The 14,915-nt window shown below is 61.8% G+C and carries 12 protein-coding genes and 1 pseudogene; 12 read left to right on the top strand and 1 reads right to left on the bottom strand.

The genetic code is table 11. From position 1 onward, the window contains the following. Position 1: 1 nt before the first annotated feature. The 12 genes and pseudogenes from PSAKL28_RS27710 to pcaC form a co-directional block, all read left to right on the top strand. Positions 2–175: pseudogene (locus tag PSAKL28_RS27710) on the top strand (helix-turn-helix domain-containing protein); the annotation flags it as partial. A 406-nt stretch (positions 176–581) separates the two neighbouring features. After that, positions 582–1,691 carry an NAD(P)-dependent alcohol dehydrogenase gene (locus PSAKL28_RS15790; RefSeq protein ID WP_032495629.1) on the top strand — a complete coding sequence of 370 codons (1,110 nt, stop codon included), beginning with the start codon at positions 582–584 and terminating at the stop codon, positions 1,689–1,691. A 397-nt stretch (positions 1,692–2,088) separates the two neighbouring features. Further along, the gene (locus tag PSAKL28_RS15785) at positions 2,089–2,802 is read left to right on the top strand and encodes a SphA family protein (RefSeq protein WP_306452870.1); all 714 of its coding nucleotides are present in this window, start codon (positions 2,089–2,091) and stop codon (positions 2,800–2,802) included. Between the two features lie 408 nt (positions 2,803–3,210). Beyond that, positions 3,211–4,686, top strand: a complete 1,476-nt coding sequence (gene pchA, locus PSAKL28_RS15780) for a 4-hydroxybenzaldehyde dehydrogenase (protein ID WP_032489498.1) — start codon at positions 3,211–3,213, stop codon at positions 4,684–4,686. Between the two features lie 87 nt (positions 4,687–4,773). Next, on the top strand, positions 4,774–5,079 hold the full coding sequence (locus PSAKL28_RS15775; RefSeq protein ID WP_371262002.1) for a c-type cytochrome: 306 nt from the start codon (positions 4,774–4,776) through the stop codon (positions 5,077–5,079). A 10-nt stretch (positions 5,080–5,089) separates the two neighbouring features. After that, a complete protein-coding gene (locus tag PSAKL28_RS15770) occupies positions 5,090–5,773 on the top strand; it encodes a hypothetical protein (RefSeq protein WP_032489500.1) in 684 nt (227 codons plus the stop codon). 13 nt (positions 5,774–5,786) lie between these two features. Next, positions 5,787–7,352, top strand: a complete 1,566-nt coding sequence (locus PSAKL28_RS15765; protein WP_032489501.1) for an FAD-binding oxidoreductase — start codon at positions 5,787–5,789, stop codon at positions 7,350–7,352. A 214-nt stretch (positions 7,353–7,566) separates the two neighbouring features. Continuing rightward, entirely contained in the window at positions 7,567–8,286 is a 720-nt protein-coding gene (gene pcaH / locus PSAKL28_RS15760) for a protocatechuate 3,4-dioxygenase subunit beta (protein ID WP_032495631.1), read from the top strand. 10 nt (positions 8,287–8,296) lie between these two features. Beyond that, positions 8,297–8,908 (top strand): protocatechuate 3,4-dioxygenase subunit alpha, encoded by a 612-nt coding sequence (gene pcaG / locus PSAKL28_RS15755; protein WP_032495632.1) that lies wholly within the window; start codon positions 8,297–8,299, stop codon positions 8,906–8,908. Further along, positions 8,898–9,986: a cell division protein ZapE gene (gene zapE, locus PSAKL28_RS15750; protein ID WP_051939417.1), complete on the top strand. Its 1,089-nt coding sequence runs from the start codon at positions 8,898–8,900 to the stop codon at positions 9,984–9,986. Before pcaG ends, zapE begins: the two co-directional genes overlap by 11 nt. Beyond that, the gene (locus PSAKL28_RS15745) at positions 9,980–11,347 is read left to right on the top strand and encodes a 3-carboxy-cis,cis-muconate cycloisomerase (protein WP_038612238.1); all 1,368 of its coding nucleotides are present in this window, start codon (positions 9,980–9,982) and stop codon (positions 11,345–11,347) included. The genes zapE and PSAKL28_RS15745 overlap by 7 nt, the downstream gene beginning before the upstream one ends. Positions 11,348–11,373: 26 nt before the next feature. Then, the gene (pcaC, locus tag PSAKL28_RS15740) at positions 11,374–11,769 is read left to right on the top strand and encodes a 4-carboxymuconolactone decarboxylase (RefSeq protein ID WP_032495635.1); all 396 of its coding nucleotides are present in this window, start codon (positions 11,374–11,376) and stop codon (positions 11,767–11,769) included. Between the two features lie 176 nt (positions 11,770–11,945). Here the strand turns inward: pcaC and PSAKL28_RS15735 are convergent, their stop codons facing one another. Continuing rightward, positions 11,946–14,912, bottom strand: a complete 2,967-nt coding sequence (locus PSAKL28_RS15735; RefSeq protein WP_032495636.1) for a Tn3 family transposase — start codon at positions 14,910–14,912, stop codon at positions 11,946–11,948. Positions 14,913–14,915 lie beyond the last annotated feature (3 nt).

Genomic DNA, 14,915 nt, shown 5'->3' with positions numbered 1-14,915 from the left:
CCTTGAAGCCAAACGTGAGCTGATTTACACCGGCATAACCATCAGCCAGCTTTCAGACAAGCTGGGTTTCAGCGATCCGACGTATTTTTCACGCTTCTTCAAGCGCCTGAGTGGCCAGTCGCCCAATGCCTTTCGGTCGGAGGTCAGCGAGGCCGGTAATCTCGAGCCCCGCTGAATTCGACGGATGCGAATGTATTGCTTTAACATTCCGCGCAAGTGGCTTGCGGTGTCTTGGCTAGATGCGGGGCCCTCCTAACGGATTGAATAAGCAGGGATTATTTGACTGCGTTGGCTTCGGAATTGAAAAGAAAAGGGGTAGTCTCGTCAGCCGAAAAAACCGACGACAACACCCGGTCATGCGCTAGGTGCTGCCCTTGTCTTATTCCGAGCGGCGCTACGGCGCCACGCGGGCGCCTCGACAAGAGTGCGCGCAGAGGGGAACATTCCATGACAGCTATTGGAATCGCCGGCACCCTTGGATCAAGGGCGTCGGGTGTATGGATGGGATTAAACGACGCGACCCGCCCGGCGCAGAGATGCTCTGCTCGGGCAATATTTATGAGTAACCAAGGAGTCAAGATATGAAGATTCGCGCGCTGGTAGTCGAGGCGAAAGATGCACCCTTCAAGCTTGAGGAGATCGAGCTCTCGGAGCCGGGACGTGGTGAAGTGCGCCTCCGTATCGTGGCCTCCGGGGTTTGTCACACCGATGCCATCACCCGGGCCGGCGACATGCCGATGCCGTTCCCATGCGTGCTGGGTCATGAAGGTTCCGGTGTCGTGGAAGCTGTGGGCCCGGGCGTGACCACGCTGGTTCCCGGCGACAAGGTGATCATCGGCTGGCCCTCGTGCGGGGAATGCCGCAATTGCCTGGACGGGCAGCCGCGCTATTGCCTGCACACCGGTGATGCGCTGGTGTCGGGTCGCCGTTTCAAGGGCGAGCTCAAGGGAACCACCGCCTATTCGCGCAACGGTCAGGAGCTCAACGGCCACTTCTTCGGCCAGTCTTCGTTCGCCACGCATTCCATCGTGTCTGCCGATGCGTTGGTCAAGGTTCCCGACGAAGTGCCGCTCGAATTGCTTGGCCCTCTGGCCTGCGGCCTGGCCACCGGTGCCGGCGCGGTCCTGAATGAAGCCCGCCCCAAGCTGGGCGACTCGATTCTTGTCGTCGGCGTGGGTGCGGTAGGCCTTGCCGCGATCATGGCGGCCCGTAACTCGGGGGTGACGAAGATTATCGCTGCCGATGTGCACGATAACCGCTTGGAAATGGCCCTCGAATTTGGCGCGACCCACACCATCAACTCGCGCACCAGCGATCTGGTTGAGGAAGTCAAAAAAATTACCGGGTCAACCGTCGATTTCGCCTTCGATTGCACGGGTGTCATCAAGGTGATCGAGACCATGGCGCAGACGGTGGGGATGCTTGGCACGCTGGTGCTGATCGGTGGCGCACCCGCCGGTGCCTCCTTCTCTCTGGATCATCTCTCGACGTTGTGGGGCAAGCGCGTCATCGGCGTACTGGGTGGGGGCGGGCGTTCCGGTCAACTCATCGGTTCGCTCGTCGAACTCCACAAGCAAGGGCGTTTCCCGTTTGACCGCCTGGTTACCTATTACGAGCTCGACCAGATTGAGCAAGCGCTCGAAGACTCCAAGACCGGCAAGGTGATCAAGCCCATCCTGCGCATGTCCTAAGGAAAGCGCGCAAGCGCAAGTAAGACCGGCAGGGATGCCGACGATAACAGCAGTCAGCGGACGGTTTTGCGTGCCGCCGCTGACTCTGATCGTCTAGTTTTTAGGCTGGGAAAATTGCGATCAATAATCATAAAAAACACGTTTGCCCGCTTGGGCGGACTGCATTAAAACTCACCAGGGTTACACCCCATGAAAATGTTTTCCCCTGACTTTCGTGCCTCCCTCCCTTTTCTGAAAAAAATCGTATTCGCAACCGCGCTGGGCGGCTGTGTCGCTACCGCGCAGGCCACCGAGGGCGGTGGTTCATCATGGCCGATGGGTATCGAGAATTACTTGATGGGCATCCTGCCGCCGCCGGGTACCTATGCTCAATTATATGCAGGAAACTATACGGCGAATGAATTGCGACAATTCCGGCGACAAGCTCGACGTGGGGTTCGATCTGCGGGTCACCACGCTGGTGCCGCGCTTCATCTGGGTTACCGAACAGCAGGTGCTGGGTGGCACTCTGGGGTTTCACGCGCTGGTGCCCCTCAATGACATTCGTCTCAATCTCGATGGCCAGCGGGATCACAAGCGCGGCATCGGCGATGCGCACCTGGGGCCGGTGATCGGTTTTCACCACAGCGACAAGCTGCACACGGCCATGGGCGTGGATTTGATTCTGCCCACCGGTAGCGAGTACGACAAAGACGACCTGGTGAACCTGGGCACCAACTTCGTCACCCTCCAGGCTATTTATGCGCTGACCTACCTGGATCCGGCGGGCCTGAATGTCGATATGCGGTTAATGCACGAATACAACTTCAAAAATCCCGATACGGACTACAAGTCCGGCCGCGAGCTGCACGCCGATTACGCCGTGGGCTGGGGGCTGGGCAATGGCTGGGTGCTGGGTGTGGGCGGTTACGTCTACAAGCAGATTAGTGACGACAAACTCGATGGCCATCTTGTGGCCGACAATCGCGGGCGGGCCTTTGCCATCGGTCCGTCGGTGCAGTACAGCAGCGCCTCCGGCTGGTCACTGAGTGGCAAATGGCAGGATGAAATAGGCGTGCGCAACCGCGCCGATGGCAGCGCCTTCTGGCTGAAGTTCAGCGTACCGCTGTAGCATGCCGTGGGATTCCCCTTGCGGGGATCCCCTCTCTCAACGGGCCTTGAGTCGGTAGCGGACCTGGGCCCGGCTTTATGTCCAAGGCTTGCGTTGCCGCGGCGAGAGAGTAGTTGCGTCTTTCCATGTCGGGCGGATCAGGAGCAGTAAGCACGGCTCCAGCATGTGCAGGTGCGGACTGGCCGAGTACAATGCGAATTATTGCCTTCTGGTTAAATTGTGTTCGATTAACGAACATTGTCACGGCATTAGGTGCTCTAAATACCCTATTCTTCCCCGAATGCGTGCAGCCCTGCTGCTGGTGTCGTGCCGGTCACGAGCACAATAATGAAGTGACGCCACTCGGACAGCCGATACGCATTGGCGCGTCCTATTTCTTTTTTGTTAGAGATGCGTAGGAGAAACACTATGTCTCAACGCCTTGCTGCTTATGAGAACATGAGTCTGCAACTGATCGCCGGTGAATGGCGTGTTGGTAAAGCCGGTCGGGATCTCGATGTCCTCGATCCTTTTACCCAGGAGAAACTGCTGCAGATTCCCTTGGCCAACCGTGAAGATCTCGACGAGGCCTACCGCAGCGCGCGCCAGGCACAAGTAGCCTGGGCGGCGTGCGGCCCTTCCGAGCGCGCTCAGGTGATGCTCAACGCGGTACGTATTTTTGACGAGCGCCGCGACGAGATCATCGACTGGATCATCCGTGAGTCGGGCAGCACCCGTATCAAGGCACAGATCGAATGGGGCGCCGCGCGCGCCATCACTCAGGAGTCCGCCAGCCTGCCGAGCCGCGTTCACGGCCGCATCCTGGCCTCCGATGTGCCTGGCAAGGAAAGTCGCGTCTACCGTGAGCCGCTGGGTGTGATCGGTATCATCAGCCCCTGGAACTTCCCGCTGCACCTGACTGCTCGCTCCCTGGCTCCGGCTCTGGCGCTGGGCAACGCGTGCGTGATCAAGCCGGCCAGCGATACGCCGGTTACCGGTGGCCTGCTGCTGGCGCACATTTTCGAAGAAGCGGGCCTGCCCAAGGGCGTGCTCAGCGTCGTGGTCGGTTCCGGTAGCGAAATTGGCGACGCCTTCGTCGAGCACGAAGTGCCGGGCTTCATTTCCTTCACTGGCTCGACCCAGGTTGGCCGCAATATCGGTCGTATTGCCGCCGGTGGCGAGCACCTCAAGCACGTGGCACTGGAGCTGGGCGGCAACAGCCCCTTCGTGGTGCTGGCGGACGCCGACCTCGATCAGGCGGTAAATGCCGCGGTAGTGGGCAAGTTCCTGCACCAGGGGCAGATCTGCATGGCGATCAACCGCATCATCGTTGAAGACTCTGTCTACGATGAGTTCGTCAATCGCTACGCCGAACGCGTCAAGTCGCTGCCCTATGGCGACCCGAGCAAGCCTGAAACCGTGGTCGGCCCGGTAATCAATGCCAAGCAACTGGCCGGTCTGCAAGACAAAATCGCAACCGCCAAATCCGAAGGCGCTCGCGTCATGGTGGAAGGCGAGGCGCAGGGCAACGTACTGCCGCCTCATGTGTTCGCCGATGTGACGGCCGATATGGAAATCGCACGCGAAGAAATCTTCGGCCCGCTGGTCGGCATTCAGCGCGCCCGCGACGAGGCGCACGCCCTTGAGCTGGCCAACAGCAGCGAGTACGGCCTGTCGAGCGCCGTGTTCACCTCGAGCCTTGAACGTGGCGTGAAGTTCGCCCGGGGCATCCGCGCCGGCATGACTCACATCAACGACATTCCGGTCAACGATGAGCCCAACGCGCCGTTTGGCGGTGAGAAGAACTCGGGCCTGGGCCGCTTCAACGGCGACTGGGCGATCGAGGAGTTCACCACCGATCACTGGATTACCGTGCAGCACGCCCCGCGCCGCTATCCGTTCTGAGTTGACGGCTTGCCTAACCGTCAACCCACCTTATTGAAATTGGAGCAACAAATGACATTTCCCTTTAGCGGCGCAGCTGTGAAACGGATGCTCGTGACTGGAGTTGTGCTTCCCTTTGGTCTGCTGGTCGCAGCGGGACAGGCGCAGGCCGACAGCCAGTGGGGCAGTGGCAAGAACCTGTATGACAAGGTTTGTGGCCATTGCCACAAGCCCGAAGTCGGGGTAGGGCCGGTTCTTGAGGGTCGCGGCCTGCCGGAAGCCTACATCAAGGCCATTGTGCGCAACGGCTTCCGTGCCATGCCGGCATTCCCGGCGTCCTATGTTGATGACGAATCCCTTACTCAGGTGGCTGAATACCTGTCGAGCCTGCCGGCCCCAGCGGCTCAGCCTTGAGGAGACTGTCATGAGTATGAATCGTCGTTTCGTGCTCAAGGGCATGGCCCTGAGCAGTATCGCCGGTATGGCCATGGCCGGTCCGCTGCGGGCGCTGGCAGCTGGCGAGAGCCCGGCGCCGAGCGCTGCCGTACGACCGGTGTTGGCGCTGGTCAGCGCGGGTGCGGCTGAGTCGGTTTTCCTGCGCGGCGCTCAGGCTGCGGCAGGGTCGCAGCTGCAGGTTCAGCGCTTTGATCATGATCTCGGTCGCCTGTTGGGCTTCGAGCGTCAGCTGCGCAGTGGTCAGCCGATGCGTGTGATCGGCCTGCTGGATGACGCCACAGCCACCCTTGTGTTGGATATGGCCCGCAGCGCCGGCGCTCGGGTGCAGTGGCTCGGCCAGCACAGCAGTGTGGCGGGCGTTACTCACCACCGTCTGCTCAGCAGCGACCTGGCCGATGGCTGCTCGCGTCGCCTCGGCCGTCAGCTGCATGCCTGTGGTGCCGGTTTTCATATCGCCGACGAACGTCAGGGCAGTCTGGCTGCGCCGCGCCAGTTGAGCGCACCGTCGCGCAGTGGCGAGCATACCTCCGAGTGGGCGTCTGCTGTTGGCTATTTGCTGGCGTCGCTGGGTGAGCAACCGGCCATGCCGGCGCCTGCCCCGGTGAGCACCGGTCTGACCGGCAGTTTCGTTTCTTTTTCGATCGAGGCCTGAAGGAGTCTGATCAATGTCCGAGCAAAACAATGCTGTGTTGCCCAAAGGGGTAACGCAGGGCGAGTTCAACAAGGCGGTGCAGAAATTCCGCGCCTTGCTGGGTGACGATAATGTATTGGTCGAATCCGACCAGTTGGTGCCTTACAACAAGATCATGATGCCGGTCGAGAATGCGGCTCATGCCCCCTCGGCCGCCGTCACCGCGACCACCGTCGAGCAGGTGCAGGGTGTAGTCAAGATCTGTAACGAACACAAAATTCCGATCTGGACCATCTCCACTGGGCGCAACTTCGGTTACGGGTCCGCCGCGCCGGTGCAGCGCGGTCAGGTAATCCTTGACCTGAAGAAGATGAACAAGATCATCAAGATCGACCCGGAAATGTGCTATGCGCTGGTCGAGCCGGGGGTTACCTTCGGTCAGATGTATGACTACATCCAGGAAAACAACCTGCCGGTGATGCTGTCGTTCTCGGCACCCTCGGCGATTGCCGGCCCGGTCGGCAATACCATGGACCGAGGCGTGGGCTACACCCCCTACGGCGAACACTTCATGATGCAGTGCGGCATGGAAGTGGTGCTGGCCAACGGTGACGTTTACCGCACCGGCATGGGTGGCGTGCCTGGCAGCAACACCTGGCAGATTTTCAAATGGGGCTATGGTCCGACCCTGGATGGCATGTTCACTCAGGCCAACTATGGCATTTGCACCAAGATGGGCTTCTGGCTGATGCCCAAGCCGCCCGTGTTCAAGCCGTTCGAAGTGATCTTCGAGGACGAGGCGGACATCGTCGAGATCGTCGATGCACTGCGCCCGCTGCGCATGAGCAACACCATCCCCAACTCGGTGGTAATCGCCAGCACCTTGTGGGAAGCCGGCAGTGCGCACCTGACCCGCGCCCAGTACACCACCGAGCCGGGCCACACGCCGGATAGCGTGATCAAGCAGATGCAGAAAGACACCGGCATGGGTGCCTGGAACCTCTACGCTGCGCTGTACGGTACCCAGGAACAGGTCGACGTAAACTGGAAGATCGTAACTGACGTCTTCAAGAAACTTGGCAAGGGCCGTATCGTCACCCAGGAAGAGGCGGGTGACACCCAGCCGTTCAAATACCGTGCCCAGCTGATGTCCGGCGTGCCCAACCTGCAGGAATTCGGCCTGTACAACTGGCGTGGGGGCGGTGGCTCCATGTGGTTCGCGCCGGTCAGCGAGGCGCGTGGCAGCGAGTGCAAGAAGCAGGCGGCCATGGCCAAGCGCGTTCTGCACAAGTACGGCCTGGATTATGTGGCCGAGTTCATCGTGGCGCCGCGCGACATGCACCACGTCATCGACGTGCTCTACGACCGCACCAATCCTGAGGAAACCAAGCGCGCCGACGCCTGCTTCAATGAGCTGCTGGATGAGTTCGAGAAGGAAGGCTATGCGGTGTATCGGGTGAACACCCGCTTCCAGGATCGCGTGGCGCAGAGCTATGGCCCGGTCAAGCGCAAGCTGGAGCATGCCATCAAGCGTGCGGTGGACCCGAACAACATCCTCGCTCCGGGCCGCTCGGGCATCGACCTCAATAACGATTTCTGATGCTGACGGCTGGTTAGCCACCGGTTAACCAATAGAAACGCCCGGGCCTAGGCCCGGGCGTTTTATAAGCGGAAGGCGCGAGTCGAATGAGGTTGGATAACCAAATGGTTATTCATGTCGTGCAAGGTTTCAATTTCAACCTGTGGGCAATTGGCCGAGACTCGGCTCCGTTCGATTCAACGACCCTCCGTCATTACAAAAACAGGAGATCGACATGTCCGACGCTCAAGAACGTCGTTTTGTCATGCGTGACCGCAATTGGCACCCCAAAGCCTTGACCCCTGATTACAAGACCTCGGTCGGGCGTTCCCCGCGCCAGGCACTGGTCAGTATTCCTCAATCCATTTCCGAGACCAGCGGTCCGGACTTTACGCACCTGAAGATGGGCCAGCACGACAACGATCTGCTGCTCAACTTCAATACCGGTGCGCTGCCGATCGGTGAACGCATCATCGTTCACGGCCGTGTGGTGGATCAGTTCGGTAAGCCGATCCCGCACACCCTGGTGGAAATGTGGCAAGCCAACGCCGGCGGCCGCTACCGCCACAAGAACGACCGTTACCTGGCTCCGCTCGATCCGAACTTCGGTGGCGTGGGCCGTGCGCTGACTGACAGCGAAGGCCGTTACCATTTCCGCACCATCAAGCCGGGTCCGTATCCGTGGCGTAACAACCCGAACGACTGGCGTCCGGCGCACATTCACTTCTCCATCAGCGGCCCGGCGATCTGCACCAAGCTGATCACTCAGCTGTACTTTGAAGGTGATCCGCTGATCCCGCACTGCCCGATCGTCAAGGCGGTGAACGATCCGCAAGCGGTGCAAACCATGATTGCGCGTCTGGACCTGACCGCCAACAACCCCATGGATTGCCTGGCGTACCGTTTCGATATCGTGTTGCGCGGCCAGCGCAAAACCTGGTTTGAGAACATCTGAGGAGGCGACCATGACTGAGATCAATCTGCTCCGCGAGACCACCTCCCAGACCGCCGGTCCCTACGTGCACATCGGCCTGGCGCTGGCCGCAGCCGGTAACCCGACCCGCGAACAGGAAATCTGGAATCAACTGGCCAAGCCCGAGGCGCCCGGCGAGCACATCACGGTGATCGGTCGTGTCTTCGACGGCAACGGTCACCTGGTGCGCGACTCCTTCCTGGAAGTTTGGCAAGCCAACCACGAAGGCGTGTACGACGAGGAATACAACCTCGACAAGCCATTCAATGGGTTCGGCCGTACCGCCACCACCTTCGATGCCGGCAGCGAGTGGACCATCGAGACCGTCAAGCCGGGTGTGGTGAACGCAGCCGATGGCCGTCCGCAGGCACCGCACATCAACGTGTCGCTGTTTGCCCGCGGGATCAACATCCAGCTGGCGACCCGCATCTACTTTGATGACGAAGCCGAAGCCAACGCCGCTGATCCGGTGCTCAACCTGATCGAACAGCCCGAACGCCGTCAGACGCTGATCGCCACCCGCGAAGAGCAGGACGGCAAAGTGGTGTACCGCTTCGATATCCGCATTCAGGGCGAGAACGAGACAGTCTTTTTTGACTTCTGAGACATCGCCGGGGCAGCTGCTCCGGCACGAGTACGAAACGCGTCTCGCGGCCCGGGGTTACCGAGCCGACGCGGCGCAACAGGCGGCCGTTGACCTGCTAGGTCAATGGCTGTCGGCGTTTCTGGGGCGGCGCCGTTCTTTTCTGCGCCGTCCCGCCGCCGGTGTTTATCTGTGGGGTGGCGTAGGGCGTGGCAAAAGCTTCGTCATGGACGCGTTGTACGCCGCCGCACCGCTGGCCGAAAAGCGGCGGGTGCATTTCCACGCGTTCCTGGCCGAGCTGCAAGCCCTGATCCGCGCCTACGCCGGGCAACCCGATCCGTTGGTTCTGGCCGCGCGAGAATTGGCGGGCAGCACACGTCTGTTGTGCTTCGATGAGTTCCACGTGCATGACATTGGCGACGCCATGCTTTTGGGCCGTCTTGTCAAAGTGCTGGTGGAAGAGGGGGTTGGCGTGGTCTGCACGTCCAATTACCCGCCGTCGAAGCTGTGCCCCAATCCGCTGTACCGCGAGCGATTCCTGCCCACGATCAAATTGATCGAGGCTCGCTTCGACGTGCTGGAACTGGACGGTGGTCAGGACTACCGCAGCGAATCCACGCGGGACTGGGGACAGTTCTGCTGGCCGCTGGCTGGCGATGCGGGCTGGGAAGCAACCCCCTTGGCTCCGCCCGCGCAGGCCGAGCGTGACCTGGTCGTCGACGTCAATCGGCGTCCCCTGCGTCTGCGTGCCCGAGATGGCCAAATTGCTTGGCTGGACTTCGCCGAGTTGTGCCGCAGTCCGCGCTCCAGTGCGGATTACCTCTGGCTGTGCGCGCACTTTGCCGAGCTGACCGTGTGCACGGTGCCCCGTCTGGATGGCGAGGGTATCGACGTGCAACAGCGTTTTTTGAATTTCATCGACATTGCCTATGACAGCGGCGTGCGCCTGCTTCTCGGCGGTGTCGACCGACCGGACGTGCTGTGCCGCGCCGGTAGTCATACTGATTTTTCCCGTACCCATAGTCGCCTGCAGCAGTTGCAAGCGCTCGACGTGGCGAATGCTGCGTCGCTCTGTTCTTTTCAGGAGGCTGAATCGTGAGTGTCAGCAACCAGCTTTTCGATGCCTATTTTACCCAGGCATCCATGCGGGACGTGTTTTCCGACCGGGGTCGCCTACAGGGCATGCTTGACTTCGAAGCCGCGCTGGCGCGTGCCGAAGCGGCTGTCGGGCTGATCCCCGCGCATGTCGTGCCGGCTATCGAGGCGGCCTGCCAGGCGGATCTGTACGATCCGGTTGCGCTGGCGCAGGCGATTGCCACTGCGGGTAACTCGGCGATTCCGCTGGTTAAATCCCTGGGCCGCCAGATCGCCCAGAGCGATGCCGAAGCCGAGCGCTATGTGCATTTGGGCGCTACCAGCCAGGACGCCATGGATACAGGCTTGGTGTTGCAACTGCGTGCTGCGCTGGCGCTGATCGAGGCGGACCTGTCCGCCTTGGCCGATGCCTTGGCCATACAGGCGGAAAAACACGCGAGCACCGTGTTGCCGGGGCGTACCTGGCTGCAACACGCCACGCCGGTGACCCTCGGCATGAAGCTGGCCGGTACGCTCGATGCGTTGAATCGTCACCGTCAGCGCCTGGCCGAACTCAAGCCCCGCCTGCTGTGCCTGCAGTTCGGCGGCGCCGCCGGCACCTTGGCCGCGCTGGGTGAACAGGCGCTGCCGGTATCGGTCGCGCTGGCCAACGAGTTGCAACTGACGCTGCCCGAACAGCCTTGGCATACCCAGCGTGACCGTATTGTTGAAGTCGGCAGCGTACTGGGGCTGATCGCCGGCACGCTGGGTAAGTTTGGCCGCGACCTGTCGCTGCTGATGCAAACCGACGTGGGCGAGGCGTTCGAGCCGTCCGCGCCGGGCAAGGGTGGTTCGTCCACCATGCCGCACAAGCGCAACCCGGTGAGCGCGGCGGTGCTGATCGGCGCGGCAACCCGCGTGCCGGGTCTGGTCTCCACCTTGTTCGCGGCGATGCCCCAAGAGCATGAGCGCAGCCTGGGCTTGTGGCATGCCGAATGGGAAACCTTGCCGGAAATCTGCTGCCTCGTCTCCGGGGCGCTCGCGCAGGCTTTGATTGTTGTGCCGGATCTGGAAGTCGATGCCGAGCGCATGCGTGCCAACCTGGAGCTGACCCAGGGCCTGGTGCTGGCGGAAGCGGTGAGCATTGCCCTGGCGCAACGCATCGGTCGTGACGCGTCCCATCACCTGGTCGAACAGTGCTGCCGCCGCGCCGTGGCCGAGAAACGCCATCTTCGCGCTGTGCTGGGCGATGACCAGCAGGTCAGCGCGCAGCTCACGGCAGAAGAGCTGGATCGTTTGCTTGACCCAGCCCATTACCTCGGCTTGGCACCGACGTGGGTCACCCGCGTTGTCGATGAGCATCGCCGACTCGGCGCCCTTGATTAACCCCAACTTTTTATCCGGAGCCAAAAATGGACGAGAAACAGCGTTACGAAGCCGGCATGCAGGTACGCCGCGCGGTACTGGGCGATGCCCACGTGGACCGCAGCCTGGAGAACCTGACGCCGTTCACCGAAGAGTTCCAGGAAATGATCACCCGCCACGCCTGGGGTGATATCTGGACCCGCCCCGGCCTGCCTCGGCATACCCGTAGCCTGATCACCATCGCCATGCTGATCGGCATGAACCGCGAAGGCGAGCTCAAGCTGCACCTCAAGGCGGCGAAAAACAACGGCGTGACTCGCGACGAGATCAAGGAAGTGCTGATGCAGTCGGCGATCTATTGCGGCATTCCGGCTGCCAACCACACCTTCCACCTGGCGCAGGAGCTCTGGGACGAGGTGGGCGTGGAATCGCTGCAAAAGTAATCCGGAGCGCAGCATCAGCCTCTGGAAGTAACACAGAAAAAACGGCCTTTTGGCCGTTTTTTCGTTTCGTCGGCCCTGAGCGAACTGGGCAATGACGCTGAACGAGCGTGGCAAAGGGGGAGTCCTAGCGGAGAGGCCCTTATGGGGCGAATAGAGAAAACGGAAAAAATCGTACGCTAAGGTTTTCCGGGCAGCCTTAGCGGCCGAAACTTCCCGTCCTCCAGCCTGCGGCTCTGCCGCCAGACATAATCGCCGGTCAGGTTGATGTGCTCCCACCCCAGCGGCGACAGGTACTGCAGCAGCTCGCCATCCACCGACTTCCCCGCTTCGCCCATCGCCTGGGTGGCGCGTTCCAAGTACACCGTGTTCCACAGCACGATGGCGGCCGTCACCAGGTTGAGACCGCTGGCCCGGTAGCGCTGCTGCTCGAAGCTCCGATCCCTGATTTCGCCGAGGCGGTTGAAGAACACCGCCCTGGCCAGGGAGTTGCGCGCCTCGCCCTTGTTCAGTCCGGCATGCACGCGGCGACGTAGCTCTACGCTTTGCAGCCAGTCGAGGATGAACAGTGTGCGCTCAATCCGGCCCAGTTCGCGCAAGGCCACGGCCAGACCGTTCTGGCGCGGGTAGCTGCCGAGCTTGCGCAGCATCAGCGAGGCAGTGACGGTGCCCTGCTTGATCGAGCTGGCCAGGCGCAGGATGTCGTCCCAGTGGGCGCGGACATGCTTGATGTTCAGGGTACCGCCAACCATTGGGCGCAATGTCGGGTAGTCCTGGACGCTATTCGGAACATACAGCTTGGTTTCGCCGAGGTCGCGGATGCGCGGTGCGAAGCGGAAGCCCAGCAGGTGCATCAAGGCGAAGACGTGATCGGTGAAGCCAGCCGTGTCGGTGTAGTGCTCCTCAATCCGTAGGTCGGACTCGTGGTACAGCAAGCCGTCGAGCACATAGGTGGAATCGCGCACGCCGACATTCACCACGCGGGTGCTGAACGGTGCGTACTGGTCGGAGATATGGGTGTAGAACAGCCGCCCCGGCTCGCTGCCGTACTTCGGGTTGACGTGCCCGGTGCTTTCGCCCCGACCGCCCGCCCGGAAGCGCTGGCCATCGGAAGAAGAGGTCGTGCCGTCGCCCCAGTGAGCGGCGAAGGTATGACGGTACTGGTGGTTGACCAGCTCGGCTAGGGCCGCCGAGTAGGTTTCGTCTCGGATGTGCCAGGCTTGCAGCCAGGACAGCTTGGCGTAGGTCAGGCCGGGGCTCGACTCGGCCATCTTGGTCAGCCCGAGGTTGATCGCATCGCCCAGGATCGCTGACAGCAGCAATGTCCGGTCTTTGGCCTCGGCACCGTCCTTCAGGTGGGTGAAGTGGCGGCTGAAGCCCGTCCAGTCGTCCACGTCCATCAGCAGTTCGGTGATCTTGATGCGCGGCAGCAACTGGCTGGTCTGGTCGATCAGCGCCTGCGCGGTATTGGGCACCGCGGAATCCAGTGGGGTGATCTTCAGCCCTGACTCGGTGAGGATGGCATCGGGCAGCTCGTTGTCCTTGGCCAGGCGGGTGACGGTGGCCAGCTGCTCGTCCAGCAGCTGCAAGCGCTCTTCCAGGTACTGGTTGCTGTTCGGGTTGATCGCCAGGGGCAGAGCCTGCGCATGCTTGAGCGCGGCGAACCTCTCTGCCGGCAGCAGGTAGTCGTCGAAGTCGCGGAACTGCCGCGAGCCCTTGACCCAGATGTCGCCGGAGCGCAGCGCGTTCTTCAGCTCTGACAGGGCGCAGATTTCGTAGAAGCGCCGGTCGAGGCCTTCCGGGGTTATCACTAGCGGCCTCCAGCGCGGCTTGATGAAGGCGGTGGGCGCATCGGCCGGCACCTTGCGCAGGTTGTCGGCGTTCATCTCGCGCAGGGTCTGCACGGCCGCCAGCACGCCTTGCGCAGCCGGGGCGGCGCGCAGTTCCAGCACCTCCAACAAGGCCGGCGTATAGCGGCGCAGGGTGGCGAAGTTCTCGCCAACCAGGTGCAGATGGTCGAAGCCCTCCGGCCGGGCCAGCAGCTCGGCCTCGCTGACGCTCTCGGTGAACTCGTCCCAGGGAATCACCGCCTCGATGGCGGCGTAGGGATCGCTGCCGCTTTCCTTGGCCTCCAGCAGGGCCTGGCCGATCTTGGAGTACAGGCGCACCTTGTCGTTGATCGCCTTGCCTTGCTTCTGGAACTGCTGCTGATGCTTGTGCTTCGCGCCGCTGAACAGCTTGACCAGGATGCGGTCGTGCAGATCGACCAGCTCATCAATCACGGTCGCCGTACTCTCCAGCACCACGGCGGCCAGGGTCGCGTAGCGCCGCTGCGGCTCGAACTTACCGAGGTCTTTGGGCGTCATCTGCCCACCCTCGCGGGCCAGCTTGAGCAGGCGGTTCTGGTGGATGTGCCGGCCCAGAGCTTCGGGCAAATCCACCAGCTGAAATGTCTTCAGCCGCTCGATGTGTTCGAGCATGTGCCGGGAGTTCGGTTTTAGTGGGGCCTGCCGCAACCAGGTCAACCAGGTGATGCTGCTGCCGGCCTTGAGCTTCAACAGCTCGTCCAGCTTGGCCCGATGCGAGTCCGTGAGTGGTTCGACCAGGGCGCGGTAGACCCGGCGATTGGCCCGCGCAATGGCTTCCGAGCAGGCCCGGTCAATCACGCTCAGCGCCGGCAGGATGCGCCGCTTCTGCCGCAGACTCTCCAGCGCCTGGCCGGCCAGCAGCAACCCCTTGTCGGTCTGCTGGGCCAACTCGGTCAGCTCGCGCACCAGGGCGCGGAAGTCGGACAGGCCGAACGGGGCCAGTTGTAGGTAGGTGCGCAGTTCCTGGGCGTGCTCGCGGCGAGTCACGTCGCGTTCGCCGTATTTCGCCCAACTCGTTGGGTCGACCTGAACTTGCTTGGCCACCCACTGGATGACCGGCTCGGGCAACTCGCTGTCGCTGCCCAGCGCATAGCCTGGATATCGCAGCAGGCTGAGCTGCACCGCGAAGCCCAGGCGGTTGGCGTCGCCGCGCCGCTGGCGGATCAGCGACAGGTCGGAGTCGTTGAAGGTGTAGTAGCGGATCAGGTCATCCTGGCTTTCCGGCAACGCGAGCAGGGTATCCCGCTCCGTAGCCGAGAGGATCAAGCGACGCGGCATGTA

The sequence above is a fragment of the Pseudomonas alkylphenolica genome, from assembly GCF_000746525.1.
Classification (GTDB): Bacteria; Pseudomonadota; Gammaproteobacteria; order Pseudomonadales; family Pseudomonadaceae; genus Aquipseudomonas; species Aquipseudomonas alkylphenolica.
This window is presented reverse-complemented; position numbering and strand designations above follow the sequence as displayed.